This is a genomic window from Marinibacterium sp. SX1 (assembly GCF_050389775.1).
Lineage (GTDB): Bacteria > Pseudomonadota > Alphaproteobacteria > Rhodobacterales > Rhodobacteraceae > Marinibacterium.
In genome coordinates, this window is sequence record NZ_CP177144.1 from 3,937,087 (window position 1) to 3,961,488 (window position 24,402).

Below are 24,402 nucleotides of genomic sequence, written 5' to 3' on the forward strand. Positions count from 1 at the left end.
GCCCCTATAGCCCTCGCGGCAGATCAGTGAAACCGGATTTTCCGTCGCGGTGGCGGCCATGCCGAAAACGACTGGCTGGGTGCGGGCCGGAACAGGGCCGGCCGGGCGGCCTTAGCCCAGGCGCACGGGATCGCCATGGGGCGTCGACAGATAAGCCGTTTCCCAGGCCGCGCGCAGGGTCTCGACCTCGGCGGTCGGCGCGGTGCCGCCCTCGGCCAACAGGGTTTCCAGGGTTTCCAGCCAGGCGGCGAAGTAATCGTCGCCGCCGTCAAGGCCCCCATATTGAGCCCCGTCCTGTGTCCCCTTCTCAGCCTCGACCTCTATACCGTCCCTTGCCCCATCCCGGACACCATCCCGCGCCTCTTCCTGCGCCCGGGCCAGCCCGTGGCGGGCCAGCGTCGCGCCGAAGCGGGCCGTCCAGTCGGGCCAGGAAAACAGCCCGCTCTCGTTGAGATGCACGGTCAGGGCAAAGAGCTGGGCATGCCAGGGCGCGGAAAAGACCGGCTGGGGCACGGCGTCGGGCAGCGGCCGAGTCATGCCGGCTCCAGGTAGCTTTGCCACAGGTCCAAGACCACCTCGTCGCCGGGATGTTCCGGCGCGGCCCAGAGCTCGCCGGCCGGGAAGGCCACGGCATAGAGCGGCTCGGGCGCCTCGCCCAGGCCATGGGCATTGCTGTCGGGAAAGACATGGGTGCCATGCAGCAGGACCACCCGCCCCCGCGCCCCGGCGGCATAATCGGGCAGACGGGTGTGGCCGCCATCGACCAGCCGGTTGGCCGCAGGCCGCAGGCTGCGTACGGCATCCCCCGGGGCAAAGCGTGCCGCGACCCCGCCGGGCCGGTCGGCCGGCCCGCCCCGGGCCAGCACCGCCGGCACGGCATCGGCCCGCAGCGCGATACCCTCTCCCGGCGCCACGGCGTCCGGCTCGACCAGCCCGGCCATTTCCTCGGCGGTGACCAGCCCGGTCTCGACCAGCAGGTCGGACATGCCGGCCAGCCATTTCTCGTAATAGGTGAACCGCGCGTAATCCTTGGGCGCCACGTTCTCGCGGGCGCGGCGCGACATGTCGATGCTCCACTTGCCAAGCGCCCCGGTGGCCAGCGTCAGGGCCAGGGCCTGGCGGTGCCAGTCCTCGGCAAAGAGCGGCTCGTCGGGGGCCGCGGGCACGACCGGCCCGTCGCCGAACCGCCCGCCCATGTCATGCACCCGGCTCATGCCGCCGCCCCCGGCGCGGGGGCCGGGCCCTGCACCACCGCCGTGCCGATCATCGAATCCCGGCTGACCAGCCCGGCCAGCGCCTCCTGGTCCAGCCCTTCGGTGCCGGGCGGGCGCATGGGCAGCACCAGGTACCGCACCTCGGCTGTCGAATCCCAGACCCGCACGGCAGTGCCTTCGGGCAGGGTCACGCCGAATTCGGCCAGCACCTTGCGTGGCTCGCGCACGGCCCGGGCGCGGTAGGCATCGGACTTGTACCAGGCCGGCGGCACGCCCAGCAGCGGCCACGGGTAACAGCTGCACAGGGTGCAGACGACCATGTTGTGCACCTCGGGCGTGTTCTCGACCGCCACGACATGTTCGCCCTGCCGGCCAAAGAACCCCATGTCGGTCACCGCCGCCGTGGCATCGGCCAGCAGCGCCGCGCGAAAGCCCGGATCGCACCAGGCCCGGGCCACGACGGCCGCGCCGTTGCGCGGCCCGATCCGGTTCTCGTAGGTATCGACGATGGCATCCAGCGCGGCCGGGTCGATCAGGCCCTTGCGCGTCAGCAGGGTTTCCAGCGCCCGCACGCGCAGGGCGGGATCGGGCGGCAACAGGGCATGCGGGTGGTCGTGGTCATCATGGGGCATGCCGGCATCCTGCCGCTGCGGCCGGCCCCGGGCAAGGCCCGATTCCTCCCTTGCCCCCCGGAGAGGTTTTGCCTACATGTCGCGCGATCAAATCCGAGCCTGACCGAACAACCCAAACGGGGCCCCATGGAAAACGTCGTTCTCATCATCCACCTCCTCCTGGCCCTGGCCCTCATCGGCGTCGTGCTGATGCAGCGGTCCGAAGGTGGCGGGCTCGGCATGGGATCGGGCGGGCCGTCGACGGCCGGGCGTTCGGCGGCCACGGCCCTGTCCAAGGTCACCTGGGCCCTGGCCGCGGGCTTCATCTGCACCTCGATCGTGCTGACCGTCCTGGCGGCGGAAAACGCGGCGGGCACCTCGGTCATCGACCGGGCGGGCGCACCGCTGACGGGCGATGACGGCGACACCGCCACGACGCCCACACTGCCCTCGGCCGAAGACCTGCTGCCGCCGTCCTCGGACGACACGGCGCCGCTGGTGCCGCGCGCAGACTGATCCCGGACCAAACCGGATCATCGGCCGGGCCCCGCCGAAAGACGGGCCCGGCAATCCACTAGACTTGGCCTCATGCGAAAAAGCCGCAACAGCATCTAGCGGCTTTCTTGCCTTTTCCATGCGAATCCTGATAGGATGGAGTCCCGTGGTGAAGCGGTGTTTGACCACCGTTGAGGCTATCTGAGAGCAGATAATCACGCAGTTAATCACGGGGGCGGCCGAACGATGGCGCGTTTCATTTTCATTACCGGCGGTGTTGTATCTTCCCTTGGCAAGGGGCTGGCATCCGCGGCTTTGGGCGCGCTTTTGCAGGCGCGGGGCTATTCCGTCCGGCTGCGCAAGCTGGACCCTTACCTGAATGTCGATCCCGGCACGATGTCACCGTTCGAACATGGCGAGGTCTTCGTCACCGACGACGGGGCGGAAACCGATCTCGACCTGGGTCATTACGAACGCTTCACGGGCGTGGCCGCGCGCAAGACCGACTCGGTCAGCTCGGGCCGGATCTATTCCGACGTGCTCGAAAAGGAACGCCGCGGCGATTACCTGGGCAAGACGATCCAGGTCATTCCGCACGTCACCGACGAGATCAAGGAATTCATCAAGATCGGCGAGGATGAAGTCGACTTCATGCTCTGCGAGATCGGCGGCACGGTCGGCGACATCGAGGGCCTGCCCTTCTTCGAGGCCATCCGCCAGTTCAGCCAGGACAAGCCGCGCGGGCAATGTGTCTTCATGCATCTCACCCTGCTGCCCTTCATCAAGGCCAGCGGCGAGCTGAAGACCAAGCCGACCCAGCACTCGGTCAAGGAACTGCGCTCGATCGGCCTGGCGCCCGACATCCTGGTCTGCCGGTCGGAAAGCCCGATCCCGGCCAAGGAGCGCGAGAAGCTGGCGCTGTTCTGCAACGTGCGGCCCGACAGCGTGATCGCCGCGCTGGACCTGAAATCGATCTACGAGGCGCCGCTGGTCTATCACCGTGAAGGCCTGGACCAGGCCGTGCTGGACGCGTTCCAGATCCACCCGGCGCCCAAGCCCAAGCTGGATGTCTGGGAAGACGTGGCCGACCGGATCGCGCATCCCGAAGGCGAAGTGCGCGTGGCCATCGTGGGCAAGTACACCCAGCTGGAAGACGCCTACAAATCCATCGCCGAGGCGCTGACCCACGGCGGCATTTCCAACCGGGTCAAGGTCAACGTGGAATGGGTCGATGCCGAGCTGTTCGACCGCGAGGACCCGGCGACCTATCTCGAAGGCTATGACGCGATCCTGGTGCCCGGGGGCTTTGGCGAACGGGGCACCGAGGGCAAGATCCGGGCGGCGCAATTCGCCCGCGAGCACAAGGTGCCCTACCTGGGCATCTGCCTGGGCATGCAGATGGCCGTGATCGAGGCCGCGCGCAACGCCGCGGGCATCGACAAGGCCGGGTCCGAGGAATTCGACCACGAGGCCGGCAAGAAGCGGTTCGAACCGGTGGTCTATCACCTCAAGGAATGGGTGCAGGGCAATCACAAGGTCGAGCGCAAGGTCGATGACGACAAGGGCGGCACCATGCGCCTGGGCGCCTATGACGCCGTGCTGAGCGAAGATTCGCGCGTGGCCGGGATCTATGGCTGCAACCAGATCGAGGAACGCCACCGCCACCGCTACGAGGTCGACCTGGCCTATCGCGAGCGGCTGGAAGAGGTCGGGCTGAAATTCTCGGGCATGTCGCCCGACGGCCGCCTGCCCGAGATCGTGGAATGGAAGGACCACCCCTGGTTCGTGGGCGTGCAATTCCACCCGGAACTGAAATCAAAACCCTTTGCGCCGCATCCATTGTTCGACGATTTCGTCCGTGCAGCGAAGGAAACCTCGCGCCTGGTGTGACCCCCGGCGCGGCGCCCGGCCGAGGGCCGGGCGGGCGAAGACACTGACATCGTTGAAGAAACGGCAAAGGCCGCGCTCCACCCGGGCGCGGCCTTTGCCATCATGGCGGGAATCTGGGGGCTGGACTCGCCCCGCGATCTGTATCAGCCTTTGGAACAAGGTATTTGTTAACCGCGTTGATGGACCAGATGACGACTTTTTATTTCAGTAGACAGGTGACACATGTGGCGTTCCGCTCTGGCCTCTCCCCCCACCCTGATGCCTGCCGGCCTGTTCGGTCATTCCGGCCCGCTGGCCGCGGCGCATGACGAGCGGGGATCCATGTCTGTCCTGACCCAATTGCTGAACACGTTCCGCGCCTCCGAGCCGGCCCCCCTGCCCGATCCGGATGCCCGGCTGGCGACCGGGGCGCTGATGGTGCAGATCGCCATGTCGGACCGGAATTACCAGTTCGAGGAAATCAGCCTGATCGACCGCGTGCTGTCGCAACTCTTCGGGCTGGATGCGGTTGATGCGGCCAAGATGCGGGCGACCTGCGAAAAGCTGCATTCGGTTGCCCCCGACACCGAGACCTTTGCCGCGCTGATCCGTTCGGAACTGGATGTCGAACACCGCTGCGAGGCGCTGACCGCGCTGTGGCAGGTGGTGATGGCCGATGGTGACGTGCGCGACGACGAGACGGCCATCGTCGAGACCGCCCGGCTGGCGCTTGGCCTGTCGGTTGCCGACAATGCCGCCGCCCGCTCGCGGGCCGAGGCCGCGCTGGCCTGAGATGGCGGCCCACGGGCAATAAGCATGTTGGACCCTCGGGAGCCGGCCAGACACGGCGCCCGGGGGCTCGCCTAGCACGCGTGACCTGCCGAGCACGGGCACAAGCGAACCTGTCATGGGCGACAAGCGTAACGGCCCTGGTCAGGTACAGGTCATCGTGGCAAGCACCGGCTCTGGTGCGCCTCCCAGACCGTCACGACGCATGATCGACAAGCGCAAGTGACACGCACAGGCACTGGCGGAAGCATTAAGACCGGCAACAATTAGCGCCGCCGACACGCCCCCCCGGACTGCCCAGCCCAAACGCGCAACAGGCACCGCCCCCGCCTCGCCACCGAGGCCAGGCAGGTGCCCGCCCTCCGCTGACACGTCCCCCCATCCAACATCCCGCCGCGCCATGGCGCCAATTGCCTGCGCCCGGCGGCGGGTCTATATCCAAGCCATGTTCGCTGATCTCATCCGCCGCCTGACAGAGCCGGCCCCGCAGCCCTTTTCCGATCATGATGCGCGTCATGCGCTGGCTGCGCTGATGGTGCGCGTGGCCCGGACCGATGGCTATTACGCGCCCGACGAGGTCGCGCGCATCGATTCCCTGTTGTGCGCCCGCTATGCCCTGTCGCCCGACGAGGCCACCGCCCTGCGCCAGCGCGCCGAAGAGCTGGAAGCCGGCGCGCCTGACACCGTGCGCTTTACCCGGGCGATCAAGGAAGCCGTGCCCTACGAGGACCGGTTGGCCGTGATCGAACAGCTCTGGGAAGTCGCTCTGGTCGACGGCCATCGCGAGGCCGAAGAGGACGCCCTGCTGCGTGTCGTGGCCAGCCTGCTGGGCGTCAACGACCGCGACAGCAACATCGCCCGCCAGAAGGCCGCCCGGGAATGACCCCGACGACCGGGGCCACGGGCTCTGACTCCGGCCCCGACACTGGCTCTGACACTGGGCCGGACCAGCTGGTCTACCTGGGCTTCTACGACATGCCCCCGGTGCAGCCCGCCAATGACGCCTATTGGGCGGCCATCCGGGCGCGGCTGGGCTACGGGCCGGACCGGCTGAGCCGGCCCGACGATCTGTGGCCGGTCTGGCGCGCCCCCAACCTGCTGCTTGGCCAGACCTGTTCGCTGCCCTACCGCGCCCATCTGCATGACCAGGTCCAACTGGTCGGCACCCCCGATTTCGGCCTGCCGGGTTGTCCGCCGGGCCATTACCGCTCGGCCATTGTCGTGCGCCGGGGCGAGCGGCCCCGCGATGGCGCCCGGCTGGGCATCAACGATGCCTTCTCGCAATCGGGCTGGGGCAATCCCCGGGCCTGGCTGGTCGAACAGGGCATCACCCCCGGACCGATCCTGGCCACCGGCGGCCATGCCCGCACCGTTGTCGCCCTGGCCGAAGGCCGGGTCGACATGGCCGGGATCGACCTGCTCAGCTGGACCATGCTGGACGAGCTGGGCCTGCTGCCAGCCGGGCTGGAGATCGTCGGCCATACCGCGCCGTCGCTGGGCACGCCCTATATCACTGCCCCCGGCAACGATGCCGATGCCATCGCCGCGGCGATCACGGCGGCCATCACCGACCTGCCCGACCCGGTGCGCCGCGCGCTGCACCTGCGCGGATTGGTGCGCCACGACCCGGCCGCCTACCTGGCCGAGGCCACGCCGCCCCATCCCGACGCCGGCACTGCCTGAAAAATCGGCGCGCCGTGGCGTCAGCCCGGCCCCCGCGCGCCGCTTTTCACAGGTGACCCGGCGTTTTGCGGATTGCCAAGGTGCCAGGAATTTGCCCAGTATTTGGGCCAACCGCCCATAGCCACGGACCTTGCGTGACAGCCTCTTCGCCAGCCGCCTCACAGACTGACCATCCGGCCGCCGCCATTGCGGGCGACGCGCCCACGGTCATCGAGATCCGCGACCTGCACAAGGCCTACGGGTCGCTCGAAGTGCTCAAGGGCGTGTCCATCTCGGCCCGCCGGGGCGATGTCGTGTCGCTGATCGGCTCGTCGGGATCGGGCAAGTCAACCCTTCTGCGCTGCGCCAACCTGCTCGAAGACAGCCAGCGCGGAGAGGTGCTGTTCAAGGGCGAGCCGGTGGCCTGGCGCGGCGAGATGATGGCCCGCCGGCCGGCCGATGCGAAACAGGTGCTGCGCATCCGGACCAACCTGTCGATGGTCTTTCAGCAGTTCAACCTGTGGTCACACATGACCATCCTGCAAAACGTCATGGAAGCGCCGGTCACCGTCCTGGGCCATGATCGGGCGGCGGTGGAAAGCCGCGCCCGGGCCTACCTGGGCAAGGTCGGCATTGGCGACAAATGCGATGCCTGGCCGGCCCAGCTGTCGGGCGGCCAGCAACAGCGCGCGGCCATCGCGCGGGCGCTGGCCATGGAGCCCGAGGCGCTGCTGTTCGACGAACCGACCAGCGCGCTGGACCCCGAGCTGGAACAGGAAGTGGTCAAGGTCATCAAGGACCTGGCCGCCGAGGGGCGCACGATGATCATCGTGACCCATGACATGAAACTGGCCCATGACGTGAGCGACCATGTCGTCTTTCTGCACCAGGGCCTGATCGAGGAGGAAGGCCCGCCGGACGCGCTGTTCGGCGCGCCCAAATCCGAACGCCTGCGCGGGTTCCTGTCCCACACGGCGTAAAACCAATAACAAACCGGGAGTAACCACAATGAAGACCCTGATCCTGAGCACCGCCGTGCTGGCGCTGTCCGCCGGCCTTGCCATGGCCCAGACCGTGCGCATGGGCACCGAGGGCGCCTATCCTCCGTACAACTTCATCAACGATGCCGGCGAGATCGACGGTTTCGAGCGCGAACTGGGCGACGAGCTGTGCGCCCGGGCCGAGCTGACCTGCGAATGGGTCAAGAACGACTGGGATTCGATCATTCCCAACCTGGTGTCGGGCAATTACGACACGATCATCGCGGGCATGTCGATCACCGACGAGCGTGACGAGGTCATCGACTTCACCCAGGATTACTACCCGCCGACGGCCTCGGCCTATGTCGCGGCCATGGAAGGCGTCGACCTGACTGGCGGCGTGATCGCGGCCCAGACCGGCACGATCCAGGCCAGCCACGTGGCCGAGACCGGCGCGACCCTGGTCGAATTCGCCACGCCCGAGGAAACCGTCGCCGCCGTGCGCAACGGCGAGGCCGATGCGGTGCTGGCCGATTACGACTATCTCGTGCCGATCGTCGAAGCCTCGGGCGGCGAGCTGATGTTTGCCGGCGACAAGGTGCCGCTGGGTGGCGGCGTGGGCATGGGCCTGCGTGAAAGCGACGGCGAGCTGAAGGACAAGTTCGACGCGGCCATCACTTCGATGAAGGACGACGGCACGCTGAACGAGCTGCTGACCAAGTGGTTCAGCGCCGACGTGGCCACCTACTGAGTGACCGGCCCCGGCCCGCGCCCCCCAAGGGTGGCGGGCCGGGGTGATCCGCGATGTTCTCCTTCTGCTCCGATCCCGAACAGCTGGGCAATGCCCGGTGGATGGCCTGCTACCTGACAACGGGCGTCCACCTGCAGTTCTATGCGGCCTTCTTCAAGGTGCTGCTGTTGCTGGCCATCACCGCGCCGGTGGCGCTGGGATTCGGCTTTGTCGGGGCCATGTCGGCCCGGTCGCGGGTGGCCCCGCTGGCCTGGCTGGGCAAGATCTATATCGCCGTGGTGCGCGGCGTGCCGGACATCGCGTTCTTCCTGTTCTTCGTCATCGCCCTGGACCAGGGCTTTGAATATCTGCGCCACCGGGTGCTGTGCCCCGACTGGGACCAGCCCGTGCGCCAGGGATCGGATTTCATCGTCTGCCAGGCGGCCAAGCTGCCGCTGGGCACGGCGCCGGAATGGATGCACGAGACCTACGGGTTCTTCCTGGCCGTGCTGACCTTTTCCATCGTCTTCGGAGCCTTTGCGGCCAACGTGCTTTTCGGGGCCATGCGGGCCGTGCCCCGGGCCCAGCTGGAGACGGCCGAAGCCTATGGCATGACCCACCGCCAGACCTTCTGGCGCATCCTGGTGCCGCAGATGTGGGTCTATGCCCTGCCCGGCCTGTCGAACCTGTGGATGGTGCTGATCAAGGCCACGCCGCTGCTGTTCCTGCTGGGTATCGAGGATATCGTCTACTGGGCCCGCGAGTTGGGCGGGACCAAGACGCCCAAGTTCACGGCCTATCCCCATGGCGACTGGCGGATGTGGTATTTCCTGGCCCTGCTGGTCTTCTACCTGGGCTTCACCCGGGTGTCGGAAATCGTGCTCGGCCGGATCATGGCCCGGCTGACCCATGGCCAGGCCACGGCCGGCGGCGAAGCCCAGAGAAAGGCCGCCGCATGACCGCCCCCCGCAGTGCCTGCCCGTCTGCCCAGCCGACGGCGCCCGGAACCATGCCGCAGGGTGCCGCAGGGTCCATGGCGGCCGGTGACGGCCCAGCGGCCGGCCGGGGCCGTCATGATGCGGGCGGCTTGGCCCGGCATGCCACCCGTCCGGCCTGTTCCGCCCGCAACAGCCTTTGTCCGGGCCATCGTCCCGCCAGCCGGGGCCTTCATGCCACCCGCCCCGCCCATCGTGCCGGCGGCCTGTTCCGTCATGGCACCCGCCCCGCCCATCGTGACGACGACCTGTTCCGTCATGGCACCCGCCCGGCTTGTCGTGCCGCCCGCCCCACCCTGACCGGAGGCCGGACATGAGCTGCTGGGAAACCGTCCAGGCCTATGCCTTCCGCTCTGTCGGCGTAGGCGAGCGGCTGTTGCCGCGCTCCGATTTCACCTTGTGCGAACAGGTTGTTCTGATCGGCTCGGGCATGATCTGGAACATCTACTTCGGGCTCTTCGCCCTGGTCCTGGGTTTTGCGCTGGCCACGGGCCTGGCGGTGGCAAAAAATTCGCAGAATTTTTTCCTGCGCAAGGCGGCGACCTGGTTCATCTTTGTCTTCCGGGGCTCGCCGCTCTTCATCCAGTTCTTCTTTGCCTATTTCCTCTTTCTCAACCTCAAGGGCCTCAACCCGGCCTTCGGCCCGCTGACCGCCGCCTGGCTGGGCGCGCTGATCGTGCTGTTCCTCAACACCGCCGCCTATTCGGGCGAGATCTTTCACGGCGCGCTGCTGTCGATCCCCAAGGGCGACATCGAGGCCGCTGACGCCTATGGCTTTACCGGGATCAAGCGGTTCCGGCGCATCGTCTGGCCGACCATGCTGCGGCTGGCCTGGCCGGCCTATACCAACGAGGCGATCTTTCTCTTCCATGCCACGACGCTGGTCTATTTTTCCGGCTTCCCGGCCTGGCGCCAGGAAGGCGACGCGCTCTATTACGCCAATTACTTCGCCGACAAGACCTTCAACCCCTTCGTGCCCTACCCGATCCTGGCTGGCTATTTCATCCTGCTGACCCTGATCGTCATCGCGCTGTTCGGCCTTGTGAACCGCCGGCTGAACCGCCACCTTCCCGCTGAACGGCGGCCGCGGATGCGCGTGCGGCCGAATCTCTTGCGTTAACCTGGACAATCCAAATGAGCCCCACCGCCTATCCCACGATCCGCATCGCCGCCTGCGACCTCAACGGCCGGATGCGCGGCAAACGCGTGCCCGGGCGGGCCCTGGCGGGGATGGACAAGGGCGTGCGCATGCCGTTCTCGGCGCTCAATGTCGACCTGTGGGGCCATGACATCGAGAATTCGCCGCTGGTCTTCGAGACCGGTGATGCCGATGGCGTGCTGGTGCCCACCGGGCGCGGGCCGGTGCCCATGCCCTGGCTCGACCGGCCCTCGGCCCTGGTGCCCATGACCATGCGCCACGAAAGCGGCCGGCCCTTTGCCGGCGACCCCCGCGCGGCGCTGGAAGCCGTGCTGGCGCGCTACGCCGCGCGCGGCTGGGAGGTCGTGGCCGCGACCGAGATGGAATTCACCCTGGTCGACGACAGCGGCGAGACCATGCTGCCGGTGATCGATCCTCATTCGGGCCGCCGGCTGGCCCATGGCGCGGTGCTGTCGATCCAGGAACTTGATGCCTTCGATGCCTTTTTCTCCGATCTCTACGACGGCTGCGAGGACATGGGCATTCCGGCCGACAACATCATCGCCGAGGCCGGTGTCGGCCAGTTCGAGGTCACGCTGACCCACCAGACCGCCCTGCGCGCGGCCGATGATGCCTGGCTGTTCAAGGCCCTGGTCCAGGGCCTGGCGCGCAAGTACAAGATGGCCGCGACCTTCATGGCCAAGCCCTACATGGACGATGCGGGCAACGGCATGCACGTGCATTTCTCGGTGCTGGATTCCGAGGGGCGCAACATCTTTTCCGACGGCGGGCCCAAGGGCACGGACCTGCTCGCATCAGCCGTGGCCGGCTGCCTCGCGGCCATGCCCGACAGCACGCTGATCTTCGCGCCGTTCGGCAATTCCTATGACCGGCTGGTGCCGGGCGCCCATGCGCCGACCGCCGCCGTCTGGGCCTATGAGAACCGCACGGCGGCCATCCGCATTCCCGGCGGCCCGCCCGTTGCGCGGCGCATCGAACACCGCAGCGCCGGGGGCGACGTGAACCCCTACCTGCTTCTGGCCACCGTGCTGGGCGCCGGCCTCGTCGGCATCGAGGACGAGCTGACCCCGCCCGAGCCGATCTCGGGCAATGCCTATGCGATCGCCGATGCCCCCGCCCTGGCCGCCGACTGGACCGGGGCCATCGACCGGCTGGAACAAAGCGCGCTGATGCGGCGCATCCTGCCGCCCGACCTGATCGATTACCTCGTCATGACCAAGCGCCAGGAATGCGCGGTCTTCGGCGAGATGGATCCCGAGAAGCATTGGGAATCCCTGATCGAGACCGCCTGAGGAGGCTTGAAACCCGTATCGAAGGGGCCTATCCTCGAATTTGATCAAATTCGGTGCTTCATGAAAATCGGTATCCTGCAGACGGGCCATGCGCCCGATGCGCTTCTTGACGAAACCGGCGATTACGACCAGCTCTTCGTGACCCTGCTGGGCGGGCACGGGTTCTCTTTCCGGACATGGGCCGTCGTCGACGGCGCCGCCCTGCCCGACGGGCCCGAGGCCGCCGATGGCTGGCTTATCACCGGCTCGCGCCACGGGGCCTACGAAGACCATCCCTGGATCCCGCCGCTCGAGGATTTCATCCGGCGCATCCAGGCCAGCGGCCGGCCGCTGGTCGGCGTGTGTTTCGGCCACCAGATCATTGCCCAGGCGCTTGGCGGCAAGGTCGAGAAATTCGCCGGCGGCTGGGCCGTCGGCCGCCAGGTCTATGATTGTGACGGGCGGGCCGTGGCGATCAATGCCTGGCACCAGGACCAGGTCACCGAACTGCCCGACGGGGCCCGGGTGCTGGGGGGCAATGCCTTCGCGCCCCATGCCATCCTGGGCTATGGCGACACGATCTGGACCTGCCAGCCCCATCCCGAATTCGACAGCGCCTTTGTCGAGGGGCTGCTGACCCACCGGGCGCCGGGCGTGGTGCCCGCCGACCTGATTTCCGATGCCCGGGCCCGGCTGGACCAGCCGACCGACCGGCTGGACGTGGCCGACGAGATGGCCCGGTTCTTCCTCAAGGAGCGCGCGTGATGAGCGACTGGATGTCCGACCTGCCGCAAGCCGCGGCCGAATACCTGGAAAACCGCCGGCTGGACGAGGTGGAATGCATCATCGCCGACCTGCCGGGCATCGCCCGGGGCAAGGCCGTGCCGGCCAGCAAGTTCGCCCGGCAGAAGATGTTCCACCTGCCCGACAGCATCTTCTACCAGACCATCACCGGCGATTGGTCGGATGCGGCCGGCGAGGCCGGTTTCGTCGAGCGCGACATGATGCTGGTGCCCGACATGACCACGGCCACGGCCGCGCCCTGGACCGGCGACTGGACCCTGCAGGTGATCCATGACGCGCTGGACATCGCCGGCGCGCCGGTGCCCTTTGCCCCACGCAACGTGCTGAAACGGGTGGTGCAGCTTTACCACGACCAGGGCTGGACGCCGGTGGTGGCGCCCGAGATGGAATTCTTCCTGGTGGCGCGCAACATCGACCCGGCCCAGGACATCGCGCCGATGATGGGCCGGTCGGGCCGGCCGGCGGCGGCGCGCCAGGCCTATTCGATGACAGCCGTGGACGAATTCGGGCCGGTGATCGACGACATCTACGATTTCGCCGAGGCCCAGGGCTTCGAGATCGACGGCATCACCCAGGAAGGCGGGGCCGGCCAGCTGGAGATCAACCTGCGCCACGGCGATCCGGTCAAGCTGGCCGACGAGGTGTTCTATTTCAAGCGGCTGATCCGCGAGGCGGCGCTGCGCCACGATTGCTTTGCGACCTTCATGGCCAAGCCGATCGCCGACGAGCCGGGCTCGGCCATGCATATCCACCATTCGGTGCTGGACATGGACACCGGGCGCAACCTGTTCTCGGCCGAGGACGGGTCGTCGACCCCGGCCTTCATGCATTTCATCGGCGGGCTGCAGGCGCATCTGCCCGATGCCATCGCGGTGCTGGCACCCTACGTCAATTCCTACCGGCGCTACGTCAAGGACCATGCCGCGCCGATCAACCTGAGCTGGGGCCACGACAACCGCACGACGGGCATCCGGGTGCCGATCTCGGACCCGGCCGGACGGCGGGTGGAAAACCGGCTGGCGGGGATGGATTGCAACCCCTACCTGGGCATCGCGGCCTCGCTGGCCTGCGGCTATCTCGGCCTGATGCAGAAGCGCGAGCCCTCCGAGCAATATACCGGCGATGCCTATGACAGCGAGGGCGACATCCCCCGGGTGCTGGGCTCGGCGCTGGACCTGTTCGACGAGGCGCGTGACCTGCACGAGGTGCTGGGGCCGGAATTCGCGCGGGTCTACGGCATCGTGAAACGGACGGAATACGAGGAATTCCTGCAGGTGATCTCGCCCTGGGAACGGGAGCACCTTCTTCTGAACGTGTGATCCCGGCCCGGGCGTCCGGCCGGATATTTTTGAAGAGAAAGAAGCAGGAAGCGGCGATGGATCTGCTCTATGCCAATGACCGGCCGGGCCGGTATCCGCAGTCGTGGTACGCGGCCAGCGTGGACCTGCCCGAGCCGAGGGCGGCGCTGGACGGAGAGCTGCGGGCCGATGTCTGCGTGGTGGGCGGGGGCTATACGGGCCTGTCCGCGGCGCTGCACCTGGCCGAGGCCGGTCTGTCGGTGGTGCTGCTGGAGGCGCACCGGGTGGGCTTTGGCGCGTCGGGGCGCAACGGCGGGCAGCTGGGCGGCGGCCAAAGGGTGACCCAGGATGTGCTGGAAGCGCGGCACGGGCCGGACGTGGCCCGCCAGCTGTGGGAGCTGGGGGCCGATGCCAACCGGCTGGTGCGCGCGCTGATCAAGCGCCACAACATCCAATGCGACCTGCGACCCGGGGTGGCCGAGATGGCCTCGACCCGGGGCGGGGTGCGCGAGTTGCATGAATATGCCGAGCACCTGGCCCGGACCTATCGCCATTTCGCGACCGAGGTGCTGGACCGCGAGGCCTGCCAGGCGCTCTGCCCGTCGCCGGTCTACAAGGGCGGGCTGATCGACTGGGATTCGGGCCATCTGCATCCGCTGAAACTGGCGCTGGGGCTGGCCCGGGCGGCCGAGGGCGCCGGGGCACGGATCTTCGAGACGAGCCGGGTGACCGGGATCGAGGACGGCGCGCAGGTGAAGGTGCAGACCGAACGGGGCGTGGTGACGGCCGATCACCTGATCCTGGGCTGCAACGGCTACATGGGCGACCTGGAGCCGCGGGTGGCGGCGCGGGTCATGCCGATCAACAATTTCATCGCCGCGACCGAGCCGCTGGGCGCGCGCACCGCCGAGGTGCTGACCCGTGACGTGGCGGTGGCCGATGACCTCTTTGTCATCAACTACTTCCGGCTGTCGGCCGACGGGCGGCTGCTGTTCGGGGGGGGCGAGAGCTATGGCTATCGGTTCCCCGAGGATATCGCGGCGACGGTGCGCAAGCCGATGGAACGGATCTTTCCGCATCTGAAGGGCGTGAAGATCGACCATGCCTGGGGCGGCACGCTGGCCATCACGATGAAGCGCCTGCCCTGGATGGCCCGGCTGTCGCCGCGCATCCTGACGGCCTCGGGCTATTCCGGCCACGGGGTGGGCACGGCGACCCATGCGGGCATGCTGATGGCCCGGGCCGTGCAGGGCCAGACCGAGGGGTTCGATACCTTTGCCGCCCTGCCGACCCCGGCCTTCCCCGGCGGGCCGGGCCTGCGCAGCCCGCTGCTGGCGCTGGCCATGAGCTGGTACGCCATGCGCGACAAGCTGGGGATCTAGGGCCCCGGCCCGGCGACCCGATCCGACGATCTTGCGGCTGGCAGAGGCCCCGGGCCCACGGGCCTCGGGGCGGCCCTGGTGTGACCCCGGGCCACCGGCGGCCCGCGGGGATGCCCAGGGGCCACAGTCTTAACCGACAATTCACCGACTGCCCGTCTTTGGCCTTGGTTCCGGCGCAATCCTGTTTTAGATTTACGAAAGATCCAGTTAAGGAAAACGAAATGGTCACCGTTCCGAACGTTCACGAGGCAGAGCCGATCCCCGAAGCCGCGCGCGCTGAAATCGAAGCGTTGCTCCAGTCGGGCGATCTTTTCCGCTATACCTCCGAAGGCGCGGCCGTCACGCTGCTGGAGGAAGACTTTGCCGCGATGATGGGCAGCCGCTACGCGCTGGCCGTGTCGTCCTGCTCGGCGGCCCTGTTCCTGTCGCTCAAGGCGCTGGGGCTGACGCCGGGTGCCCGGGTGCTGATCCCCGGGTTCACGTTCGCCGCCGTGCCGTCGTCGGTCGTGCATGCCGATTGCAAGCCGGTGCTGTGCGAAGTGGCCGACAATTACCGCATCGACATGGCCGATTTCGAGGCCAAGCTGGACGATGTCGAGGCCGTGATCATCAGCCACATGCGCGGCCATACCTCGGACATGGATGCCATCATGGCGCTGTGCGACGCGCGCGGCCTGCCCGTCGTCGAGGACGCGGCCCATTCGCTGGGCACGCTGTGGCACGGGCGCAAGATCGGCACGATCGGCAAGATCGGCTGTTTCTCGTTCCAGTCCTACAAGATGGTCAATGCCGGCGAAGGCGGGATCATGATCACCGACGATGCCGACCTGATCGCCCGGGCCGTGATCATGTCGGGCGCCTACGAACACAACTGGAAGAAACACCGGGGCTTCGGCCATGGCAACGGCGAGCTGGAAGCGGCCTTTGCCCGCTGGCAGAACCAGCTGCCGCTCTACAACCTGCGGCTCAACAACATGTCGGCCGTGATCAGCCGGGCCCAGCTGCCCGAGCTGGAACGCCGGGTTACCGATGGCCGGGCCAACCACGATCACGTGGCCGAGCGGCTCAATGCCTCGCCCTTCATCGACGTGCCCGCCCCGCTGGGCCCCGAACTGCGCGCGCCGGATTCGATCCAGTTCAACATGGAGAACATGAGCGCCGACGAGATCCGGGCCTTTGCCGATGAATCGGCGGCCCGGGGCGTCAAGGTGCAGGTCTTCGGCATGTCGACCGACAATGCCCGGGCGTTCTGGAACTGGCAGTTCATCGAGGACCTGCCCGAACTGCCGCAGACCCGCGCGATGCTGATGAAGGCCTGCGACGTGCGCCTGCCGGTGCGCCTGACCCGCGACGAGCTGGACGTGATCACCGACATCCTGCTGGCCTCGGTCGAGGCCGTGATGGGCGACATCCGCGCCTACGGCACCTGAGACACGCGCCCGAAAGGGCCTGCCACGTGACACTGGCGGCCCTTTGCCGGCCTGCCCTGCCCGCGCCCCTTGCCTTCCGGCTTGGGGCGTGTGTATTTCAGGCGGCCCGTCCAGGCACATGCAGGCGCAAACAAGACCCGAGGCAAGATGACCGAAGTCCTTCTTCACATCGGCATGGACAAGACCGGTTCGTCTTCGATCCAGCACAGTTTCGCAGGCTATGACGACGGCAGCCTGGCCTATGCGCAGCTGGCCACGGCCAATCACTCCATGCCCCTGCAGATGCTGTTCCGCGATCCCGATGCTCCGGCCCGGGCGATCCGCGCCCAGGGCTATGACCGCGACCAGATTCTGGCCGAACGCGAGCAGCACCGGGCCGACCTGGTGGCCGCGCTGGACCAGGGCCGCGACCGGGTACTGATCTCGGCCGAGGGCGTGCTGGGGCTGAAACCGGACCAGCTGGAAGAGCTGCGCGACCTGCTGGCCCAACATTGCGACCGCATCCGCCTGCTGGCCTACGTGCGCGAGCCGATGGGCTATGCCTCGTCGGCCTTCCAGCAGGGGCTGAAGGCCGGGGTCGAGACCTTCCAGGTGCCGATGCCCCGCTATGTCGGGCGGCTGGCCGCCATGGACCAGGTCTTTGGCCGCGAGAACGTGACCTACCTGCGCTTCGACCCGCGCAGCTTTCCGGGCCAGTCGGTGGTGCGCGATTTCGCCGGCCATGTCGGGGCCGACATCACCCGGCTCGACGAACGCCGGTCGAACGAAAGCCTGACGCTGGACGCGGCGGCGGCGCTGTTTCTCTACAACCGCGAACGCGGCGCACGCACCGGGTCGCGCGAATTGTTCCGCGCCCGCCTGCTGCTGATCCGCCTGCTCATGCGCGAGGAGGACCGGCGGATGGAACGGGTGGCCAAGCGGGTGAAACGCCGGCTGGGTCTCAAGCTGGGCCGGACGCCCAAGCCCGAGGACACACCTGCCGACAAGGCACCCAAGTTCCGCTTTGCCCAGTCGCTGGTGCGGGCCCGCGTGCCCGAGGACGACGTGGCCTGGATGGAACGGCGCAGCGGCTTCGACCTGATGCCCGGCGCACTGCCCGCGGGCACCGGCGACGAGACCGGCGTGCAATCCGAAGATCACCTGCTGGAGATTGCCGCGGGTGCAAAGGACTACCTGGCGCCCATGGTCCAGCGGCTGCGGCTGAAACCGGCCGGCACCGGCACGCTGGAGCTGATGGACGCGCTCTTCGACCACGCGGTTGCCAAGAGCGGCTGAACCGGCGCGGACGAGGTTTCGCGGGGAATGAGGGGGGCGGGACCGGGGCCATGCCGCGGCACGGCCCGTCGGGTCAGCTGAGCTTGGACAGCTTGTCCTGCAGATCGGCCAGCTGCTTCTTGATCGCGTCCAGGTCGTCCTTGCTTTCGCTCTCGGCCGCGCCTTCTTCGCCCGGGCCCGACCATTGGCCGGACAGACCGCCGGTCATGGCTTTCACAAAGGCTTCCTGCTGGGCCTTCATGGCCTCGAACCCGGGCATCTTGGCGATCGGGTTCATGGCGTTCATGTTGTCCAGCATCTTCGACTGGCTGTCGCGCAGCATGTCAAAGGAGGTTTGCAGGAACTGGGGCATCATCCCCCCGCCCGGCACCATATAGCTGCGCACGAGGTCGTTCAGCACGGTGACCGGCAGGACGTTTTCGCCCCGGCTTTCATGTTCGGCGATGATCTGCAGCAGGTATTGCCGGGTCAGGTCGTCGCCCGATTTCAGGTCGACGATCTTCACTTCACGGCCATCGCGGATAAAGCCCGCGATGTCTTCCAGCGTGACGTAATCGCTGGTTTCGGTGTTGTAGAGACGCCGGCTGGCATAGCGCTTGATCAGAAGCGGTTTCTCTGTTTCGGCCACGGTAGCCTCCCCGGTCATGCAGCGTTGCAGCAAAGCCTATGCGAGCGCAGAACGAAAAGAAAGAGCCCGTTTTTCCAACGTGCTGCCGCATTCCTCACCGGCCCCCGCATGCGGTCATCCGCGGGGCTGCGGCCGGTGCCGCGGGCCGGTCGGCCGGCGCGGTGATGCGGCTGCGGCAAGCGCCCGTCACCCGGCCATGAAAAAGGGGGCAGACCCTGTGGCCTGCCCCCTTCCTGCGATTGCACCTGAGGGGAGGAGATGGTGCAAATTGCCCGTGGGCAACCGAATTACTTCGCTGCGGTGGTCGCCTTCTTGGTGGCGGCGGTCACCTCGTCGGTGGCCTTTTTCATCGCGGCGGTGGCGTCTTCGGTCATGTCCTTGCCAGCGGCCATCATCAGTTCGACGGTGTCCATCTGGACCTTCTTGGCGATTTCCGCGTAGGCGGCCATGTGCTCGGCCGAGATTTCAGCGGTGGCCGAAGCGAAATCCGACAGCGCCTTGGCGTAATCGGCCGGCTCTGCCTTGGCTTTCGACAGGTCGCTGAGCTTTTCGATGGTCTGCTTGGTCCAGGCCGTCGAGATCTCGGCGGTCTTGTCGGCGGCTTCCAGAGCGACGCTCGACAGTTTCTCGTTCAGCGTGGCGCTGGTCTTGAACGCGTCTTCCATGGCCGAGGTATCGACCGGAAATGCGCCCATCATGTCTTTCATCATAGCGGTGAAGTCTTGTGCGTTAGCCATAGTACTCTTCCTGGTTCTCCGTCCGGGCCCACCCCGTCCTTCTTCCTGACATACAGTATATGCTGCGATGCAGCATTTCAAGCATTAGTGCTGCGTCGCAGAAAGAATGTCCTCGGCAGGCATCGATCCGGCAAGGTTCCGCCGACCGCCCGGGACTGGCCAAGGCATTGGCTGGACAGGCGGAAAAATCCGCCGCCCCACCCGGGGGGCGACGGCCGGAAAGACCAGTAAAAAAACGCCGATGGCGGCTCAGGCCGACTCGGCCGGGACCGATCGGACGTATTGGCCGGGCGCCGGGCCCAGCGGCGGATGCGCCTTGTCCCCCGGTTCACGCGCGGGAATCAGCTTGCCCGACCGGCCCTTCAGCCAGGTCTCCCAGCGCGGCCACCACGAGCCTTCGGTAAACTCGGCGCCGTCAAGCCAGGCCTGGGGATCAAGCTTGAGATCCTTGTTGACGTAATGGCCGTATTTCTTCTTGGACGGCGGATTGACGATGCCGGCGATATGGCCCGACTGGGTCATGATGAAGGTCTTCGACCGCGAGCCCATCTGCTGGATGCCCCGGTAGCTGTCACGCCAGGCGGCGATGTGATCGGTCTCGCAGGCAATGGCGCAGAGCGGCACGTCGACATCGCGGATCCTGAGCGTATGGCCCAGCAGGTCGATCCCCTCGCCCGCGAATTCGTTGCGCTGGCAGAGCTGGCGCAGGTATTGCATGGCCATCCTGGCCGGCAGGTTGGTGCCATCGCCGTTCCAGTAGAGCAGGTCGAAGGCCGGCGGGGTCTGGCCCATCATGTAGGACCGGATGGCCGGCGAATAGACCAGGTCGTTGGACCGCAGAAAGGAAAAGGTCCGGGCCATGATGTAGGACGGCAGCATGCCGCGGGCCTTTGTCTCGACCTCGATGCCGTCGACGAAATCATCCTGCAGGAAGGGCGTGAATTCGCCCTGGTCCGAGAAATCGGTCAGCGCGGTGAAGAAGGTCGCCGACTTGACCGACTTGTCGCCGCGCTGCTTGAGCAGCGACAGGGTCAGGGCCAGGGTCGTGCCGGCAATGCAATAGCCCACGACGTTGATCTGTTTCTGCGCGGTGATCGCCTTGACCTCGCGGATGGCCGTCAGGAAGCCGTCCTCGATATATTGCTCCATGCCCACGTCACAGTAGCTGGGATCGGGATTGACCCAGCTGACGACGAACAGCGTGTAGCCCTGGTCGGTCACCCATTTGATCAGGCTGTTCTGGGCCTTGAGATCGAGGATGTAGAACTTGTTGATCCAGGGCGGGAACAGCAGCAGCGGCACCTCGTGGACCTGTTCGGTCGTCGGGCTGTACTGGATGATTTCCATCATGTGGTTGCGATAGACCACCTCGCCCTTCGACGCGCCGATGTTCTCACCCAGTTTGAAGGCGCTTTCATCGGCCAGCCGCACGACCAGCTCGCCGTCGTTGGCCTCCAGGTCGCGGATCAGATTCTCCAGCCCGTCGATCAGCGATTGCCCGTCGGTCTCCAGGGCCTTTTCCAGCGCGTCAGGATTGGTGGCCAGGAAATTGGTCGGGGCCATCATGTCGACGATCTGCTTGGCGAAATAGCTCAGCCGGCGCTTTTCGACCTCGTCCATGTCATCGACGTCCAGCACGGCCTGCTGGATGGCCTCGGCATTGATCAGGTATTGCTGCTTGATGAAGTTGAAATAGGGGTGGCTGTCCCACAGCGGGTTGGAAAACCGCCGGTCGCGCGGGCCGGGATCCTCGGGCGCGGCAATGCGGCCCTTGGCCAGGGCCTGCTGGGCCTCGACGAAATGCAGCACCGATTTTGACCAGTAGCGGATCTGGTGTTCGATGATCTTGGCCGGATCCTGGATGGCCTCGGTCCAGTAGGCGGCGGCGGCCTTGGCGAACAGATCCTGATTCGGCGCATCCAGCGCCGGGTTGTGGATCTTGCGGTGGGCCATGACGTCGATCAGGCGGTGGGACAGGTCTTCGACCCGGCGCATGTTTTCCTTGAGCTTGTCCAGGTGCTCGGCAGATGGCGTAACCAATTCTTGAGTATCAGTTGTCAATTTAATAAATCCCCCATACCTTGCTGCCATGCAGCGTAGTGCCGCTTTGCTGCCGGGACAAAGCGGCGAATGGTCCGTCAACAACCGGACCGAGTCACGGCCAGTCTAGTCGAGCGACCGGCAAAAAGGAGTCCCCCAATGCGGTACATGATGACGTACGACGTCATGGAGACGGTTCGGAACACCAACCAGTGGCTGGGCGCAACGGCCAAGTCCTTTGCCTCCTACCCGGCCATGGCCATGGTGCCAAATCCCCTGCTGGCCTGGTCCGCCGCCTGGGGCGAAGTGACCGAACGGACCTTCTCGCGCATGGTCGTCAAGCCGTCCTGGGGGATCCGGTCGATCACCTGTGCGGATGGCAAGGACCACATCGTCGAAAAGGAAATCGTGGTCGAGAAGGATTTCGGCGACCTGCTGCATTTCCGGGTCTCGGGCCGCGAGGAAAGCGCGCGCAAGGTGTTGCTGGTCGCGCCGATGTCGGGCCATTACGCGACCCTGCTGCGCTCGACGGTCCTGTCGCTGCTGCCCGATTGCGAGGTCTATGTCACCGATTGGCACAATGCCCGTGATATCCCGGTCAGCGCGGGCAAGTTCGATGTCGAAGATTACACCCTCTACCTCGTCGATTTCATGCGCCACCTCGGGCCAGACACCCATGTCATCGCGGTCTGCCAGCCGGCGCCCCTGACCCTGGCGGCCACAGCCTACCTGGCCGAGGAAGAGCCCGAAGCCCAGCCCCGCACCCTGACCCTGATCGGCGGGCCGATCGACCCCGATGCCACGCCCACCGAAGTCACCGATTTCGGCCGGCGGGTGACGATGGGCCAGCTGGAAGAGACGATGATCCAGCGGGTCGGGTTCAAGTACAAGGGCGTCGGCCGGCTGGTCTATCCGGGCCTGCTGCAGCTGGCCTCGTTCATGTCGATGAACGCCGACCGCCATTCCAAGGCCTTCACCGACCAGATCCAGCGGGTGGCCAAGGGCGAGGCCTCGGACCACGATCCGCACAACCGGTTCTACGACGAATACCTGGCGGTCATGGACATGACGGCCGAGTTCTACCTGTCGACGGTGGAACGGATCTTCAAGAACCGCGAGATCGCGCGCAATGTCTTCACCGTGGCCGGCAAGGCCGTGGATATCGGCAAGATCACCACGGTGGCCGTGAAGACCGTCGAAGGCGCCAATGACGACATCTCGGCGCCCGGCCAGTGCATCGCGGCCCTGGCCCTGTGCACCGGCCTGCCCGACGACAAGAAGGCCAGCCATCTCGAGCCCGGCGCCGGCCATTACGGCATCTTCGCCGGCAAGAGCTGGCGCAACAACATCCGGCCGCTGGTGCTGGATTTCATCGACGCCAACAGCCCGAAACCCGCGCCCAAGGCCGCCGCCAACACCAACGCCGCGGCCTGAGCCCCGCAATCCGGGCCGGGCGATGACCTCGGCCCGCCCGCGGGCGGCGATGTTGCCCTGAGGTACTTGGACCAAGAAGAAGACAGGACCGCGCGCCCTGTTCTTCTTCTTGGTCCAAGTACCCTCGGGGGAGTCCTCCAACGGAGGACGGGGGCAGCGCCCCCCTACCGCAGCACCATCGGCGCAGCGAGCCAGGCCCTGAGCGCATCGGTCACCGCATCCGGCGTTTCCAGCATCGGTACATGGCCGGCACCGGGAAGAACGGCCAGAGTGGCGTGATGGATCAGCTCGGCCAGGAATTCATGGCGTTTCACCGGGGTCAGGCTGTCATGTTCGCCGCAGAGCACCAGTGCCGGCACCCGGCATTTGCGCAGGGTCGATTGCTGGTCCCGGCGGCGCTGCAGGGCCCGCGACTGGCGGATGAAGACCTCGGCCCCCAGCTCTTCGGCCATCGTGCGGATCGCCGCCTGGACATCGCGCCGGGCCGGCCCCGGGGCCAGGGTTTCGGCCGGGAAGGACGCGTCGATCACGTCGCCCAGCCGCCCGGCCCGGGCCTTGACGATCAGCATCTCGCGGGCCGCCGCATCCTGCGGCGTTTCGGCCAGCGGCTGGGTATCGAGCAGGGCGATGCGCATCACCCGGTCCGGCGCCCGGCGCAGCAATTCCATCGCCAGGATCCCGCCCAGCCCGTGACCGGCCAGGGCAAAGCGCCGGGGCAGCTGGTCCAATAGGTGCGAAGCCATTTCCTCGACCCGTTCGCCCAGCATCGCCGGGGCCACCATGACCGCCCGTTCGCGCGACAGCACGGTCAGCTGGGCGGCAAAGGCCCGCGCATCGGCCATCAGGCCGGGGATCAGCACCAGGGGTTCGTTCATCAGGGCCTGCTCAACATCGGGGTCTTCGGGGGATCCTGTCCCGCCCCTCGCGCCCGGAGATTAGGGCATTCACCCCGGCCTTCAAGGCCTATCCCGGGTAGGCCACGCCACGGAACGGCGGGAAATCGCGGTACCGCGCCCGGCGTTGCGGCAAGGTTTCGCCCGGCGCCGCCCCGGGCCGCAGCAGGCAGCCGCGCGGGGCGATGTAGCTGTCGATCCGCCGTTGCGGCACGGGCCGCCAGGCAATGTTGAAGGCGCAGAGCTTTGGGAAGAACCAGATCTCGGAATAGTCGAGATGATCGTGCAGCCACCAGGCCAGGTCGCGCCAGTCGCGCCCCTCTGCGTGGCGATCGGCAAACCACGGAATGACGATCGACGCCCCGGCCACCCGCGCAGCGCCCCGGCCCCGGTCCCAGATGTGGCATTCCAGCGGGTAATCGTTGCGCGCGCAGTTCAGCCCCCGCTCGTTGCCAAAGGCGTTCAGCCGGGGCGAGCGATAGCCCGAGCGCACGGCGATCCGGCCGAAGGTCTCTTCCAGCGGGTCCAGCAGGGTCTCACAGAAGGCCCGGCCGCAGGCGATGGCCAGGTCGGGATCGTCGGGAATGTTCTGAATCTCGTGGAAATTGCCGATCTCGGAATAGAGGAAATCGCGCATGTAGAAATGCCGCGACAGGCGCACCCGGCCCAGCGTCTCCAGGCTCCACATGCTGCACGGGCGCCGCAT

General features: G+C 66.9%; 24 protein-coding genes. 16 read left to right on the forward strand and 8 right to left on the reverse strand.

What is annotated here, in order from left to right; translation table 11 throughout:
• Positions 1 to 111 precede the first annotated feature (111 nt).
• From ACK3BB_RS17755 to nthA, 3 genes are read right to left on the reverse strand one after another with little or no spacing between them, the layout of a single operon-like run.
• Positions 112 to 537 carry a nitrile hydratase accessory protein gene (locus ACK3BB_RS17755; protein ID WP_428925973.1) on the reverse strand — a complete coding sequence of 142 codons (426 nt, stop codon included), beginning with the start codon at positions 535 to 537 and terminating at the stop codon, positions 112 to 114.
• On the reverse strand, positions 534 to 1,214 hold the full coding sequence (gene nthB, locus ACK3BB_RS17760; protein WP_428925974.1) for a nitrile hydratase subunit beta: 681 nt from the start codon (positions 1,212 to 1,214) through the stop codon (positions 534 to 536). The genes ACK3BB_RS17755 and nthB overlap by 4 nt, the downstream gene beginning before the upstream one ends.
• Entirely contained in the window at positions 1,211 to 1,846 is a 636-nt protein-coding gene (gene nthA, locus ACK3BB_RS17765) for a nitrile hydratase subunit alpha (protein WP_428925975.1), read from the reverse strand. Before nthA ends, nthB begins: the two co-directional genes overlap by 4 nt.
• Positions 1,847 to 1,972: 126 nt before the next feature.
• On the opposite strand from nthA, the gene secG reads away from it, so the two are divergent.
• The 15 genes from secG (at position 1,973) to ACK3BB_RS17840 (ending at position 17,964) form a co-directional block, all read left to right on the forward strand.
• Positions 1,973 to 2,341: a preprotein translocase subunit SecG gene (secG, locus tag ACK3BB_RS17770; RefSeq protein WP_428925976.1), complete on the forward strand. Its 369-nt coding sequence runs from the start codon at positions 1,973 to 1,975 to the stop codon at positions 2,339 to 2,341.
• A 225-nt stretch (positions 2,342 to 2,566) separates the two neighbouring features.
• The gene (locus ACK3BB_RS17775) at positions 2,567 to 4,210 is read left to right on the forward strand and encodes a CTP synthase (RefSeq protein ID WP_428925977.1); all 1,644 of its coding nucleotides are present in this window, start codon (positions 2,567 to 2,569) and stop codon (positions 4,208 to 4,210) included.
• A gap of 321 nt (positions 4,211 to 4,531) precedes the next feature.
• Positions 4,532 to 4,981 (forward strand): TerB family tellurite resistance protein, encoded by a 450-nt coding sequence (locus ACK3BB_RS17780; protein ID WP_428925978.1) that lies wholly within the window; start codon positions 4,532 to 4,534, stop codon positions 4,979 to 4,981.
• Between the two features lie 442 nt (positions 4,982 to 5,423).
• Complete coding sequence (locus ACK3BB_RS17785) at positions 5,424 to 5,861, forward strand: TerB family tellurite resistance protein (protein WP_428925979.1); 438 nt, start codon at positions 5,424 to 5,426, stop codon at positions 5,859 to 5,861.
• Positions 5,858 to 6,661: a phosphate/phosphite/phosphonate ABC transporter substrate-binding protein gene (locus tag ACK3BB_RS17790; RefSeq protein ID WP_428925980.1), complete on the forward strand. Its 804-nt coding sequence runs from the start codon at positions 5,858 to 5,860 to the stop codon at positions 6,659 to 6,661. The genes ACK3BB_RS17785 and ACK3BB_RS17790 overlap by 4 nt, the downstream gene beginning before the upstream one ends.
• A gap of 185 nt (positions 6,662 to 6,846) precedes the next feature.
• Positions 6,847 to 7,620, forward strand: coding sequence for an ABC transporter ATP-binding protein (locus ACK3BB_RS17795; protein ID WP_428928761.1), 774 nt, complete (start codon positions 6,847 to 6,849; stop codon positions 7,618 to 7,620).
• A gap of 28 nt (positions 7,621 to 7,648) precedes the next feature.
• Positions 7,649 to 8,371, forward strand: a complete 723-nt coding sequence (locus ACK3BB_RS17800) for a transporter substrate-binding domain-containing protein (RefSeq protein ID WP_428925981.1) — start codon at positions 7,649 to 7,651, stop codon at positions 8,369 to 8,371.
• A 53-nt stretch (positions 8,372 to 8,424) separates the two neighbouring features.
• Entirely contained in the window at positions 8,425 to 9,309 is an 885-nt protein-coding gene (locus ACK3BB_RS17805; RefSeq protein ID WP_428925982.1) for an ABC transporter permease, read from the forward strand.
• Positions 9,310 to 9,658: 349 nt separating this feature from the next.
• A complete protein-coding gene (locus ACK3BB_RS17810; RefSeq protein ID WP_428925983.1) occupies positions 9,659 to 10,465 on the forward strand; it encodes an ABC transporter permease in 807 nt (268 codons plus the stop codon).
• A 14-nt stretch (positions 10,466 to 10,479) separates the two neighbouring features.
• The gene (locus ACK3BB_RS17815) at positions 10,480 to 11,796 is read left to right on the forward strand and encodes a glutamine synthetase family protein (RefSeq protein ID WP_428925984.1); all 1,317 of its coding nucleotides are present in this window, start codon (positions 10,480 to 10,482) and stop codon (positions 11,794 to 11,796) included.
• A 60-nt stretch (positions 11,797 to 11,856) separates the two neighbouring features.
• A complete protein-coding gene (locus ACK3BB_RS17820) occupies positions 11,857 to 12,540 on the forward strand; it encodes a type 1 glutamine amidotransferase (protein ID WP_428925985.1) in 684 nt (227 codons plus the stop codon).
• Positions 12,540 to 13,898: a glutamine synthetase family protein gene (locus ACK3BB_RS17825; protein ID WP_428925986.1), complete on the forward strand. Its 1,359-nt coding sequence runs from the start codon at positions 12,540 to 12,542 to the stop codon at positions 13,896 to 13,898. The genes ACK3BB_RS17820 and ACK3BB_RS17825 overlap by 1 nt, the downstream gene beginning before the upstream one ends.
• 56 nt (positions 13,899 to 13,954) lie before the next feature.
• Entirely contained in the window at positions 13,955 to 15,259 is a 1,305-nt protein-coding gene (locus tag ACK3BB_RS17830) for an NAD(P)/FAD-dependent oxidoreductase (RefSeq protein WP_428925987.1), read from the forward strand.
• A gap of 221 nt (positions 15,260 to 15,480) precedes the next feature.
• On the forward strand, positions 15,481 to 16,689 hold the full coding sequence (locus ACK3BB_RS17835) for a DegT/DnrJ/EryC1/StrS family aminotransferase (protein ID WP_428925988.1): 1,209 nt from the start codon (positions 15,481 to 15,483) through the stop codon (positions 16,687 to 16,689).
• Between the two features lie 147 nt (positions 16,690 to 16,836).
• Positions 16,837 to 17,964, forward strand: a complete 1,128-nt coding sequence (locus tag ACK3BB_RS17840) for a hypothetical protein (RefSeq protein WP_428925989.1) — start codon at positions 16,837 to 16,839, stop codon at positions 17,962 to 17,964.
• Between the two features lie 73 nt (positions 17,965 to 18,037).
• Here the strand turns inward: ACK3BB_RS17840 and phaR are convergent, their stop codons facing one another.
• From phaR to ACK3BB_RS17855, 3 genes are all read right to left on the reverse strand, one after another.
• Positions 18,038 to 18,592, reverse strand: a complete 555-nt coding sequence (gene phaR / locus ACK3BB_RS17845; RefSeq protein ID WP_428925990.1) for a polyhydroxyalkanoate synthesis repressor PhaR — start codon at positions 18,590 to 18,592, stop codon at positions 18,038 to 18,040.
• A gap of 287 nt (positions 18,593 to 18,879) precedes the next feature.
• Positions 18,880 to 19,329, reverse strand: coding sequence for a phasin, PhaP (locus ACK3BB_RS17850; RefSeq protein WP_428925991.1), 450 nt, complete (start codon positions 19,327 to 19,329; stop codon positions 18,880 to 18,882).
• A 249-nt stretch (positions 19,330 to 19,578) separates the two neighbouring features.
• Entirely contained in the window at positions 19,579 to 21,324 is a 1,746-nt protein-coding gene (locus ACK3BB_RS17855) for a PHA/PHB synthase family protein (protein WP_428928762.1), read from the reverse strand.
• 204 nt (positions 21,325 to 21,528) lie between these two features.
• On the opposite strand from ACK3BB_RS17855, the gene phaZ reads away from it, so the two are divergent.
• The gene (phaZ, locus tag ACK3BB_RS17860) at positions 21,529 to 22,803 is read left to right on the forward strand and encodes a polyhydroxyalkanoate depolymerase (protein ID WP_428925992.1); all 1,275 of its coding nucleotides are present in this window, start codon (positions 21,529 to 21,531) and stop codon (positions 22,801 to 22,803) included.
• Positions 22,804 to 22,967: 164 nt separating this feature from the next.
• Here the strand turns inward: phaZ and ACK3BB_RS17865 are convergent, their stop codons facing one another.
• Both ACK3BB_RS17865 and ACK3BB_RS17870 read right to left on the reverse strand, forming a co-directional pair.
• Positions 22,968 to 23,678: an alpha/beta fold hydrolase gene (locus tag ACK3BB_RS17865; protein WP_428925993.1), complete on the reverse strand. Its 711-nt coding sequence runs from the start codon at positions 23,676 to 23,678 to the stop codon at positions 22,968 to 22,970.
• 88 nt (positions 23,679 to 23,766) lie between these two features.
• A complete protein-coding gene (locus ACK3BB_RS17870; protein ID WP_428925994.1) occupies positions 23,767 to 24,384 on the reverse strand; it encodes a hypothetical protein in 618 nt (205 codons plus the stop codon).
• Positions 24,385 to 24,402 lie beyond the last annotated feature (18 nt).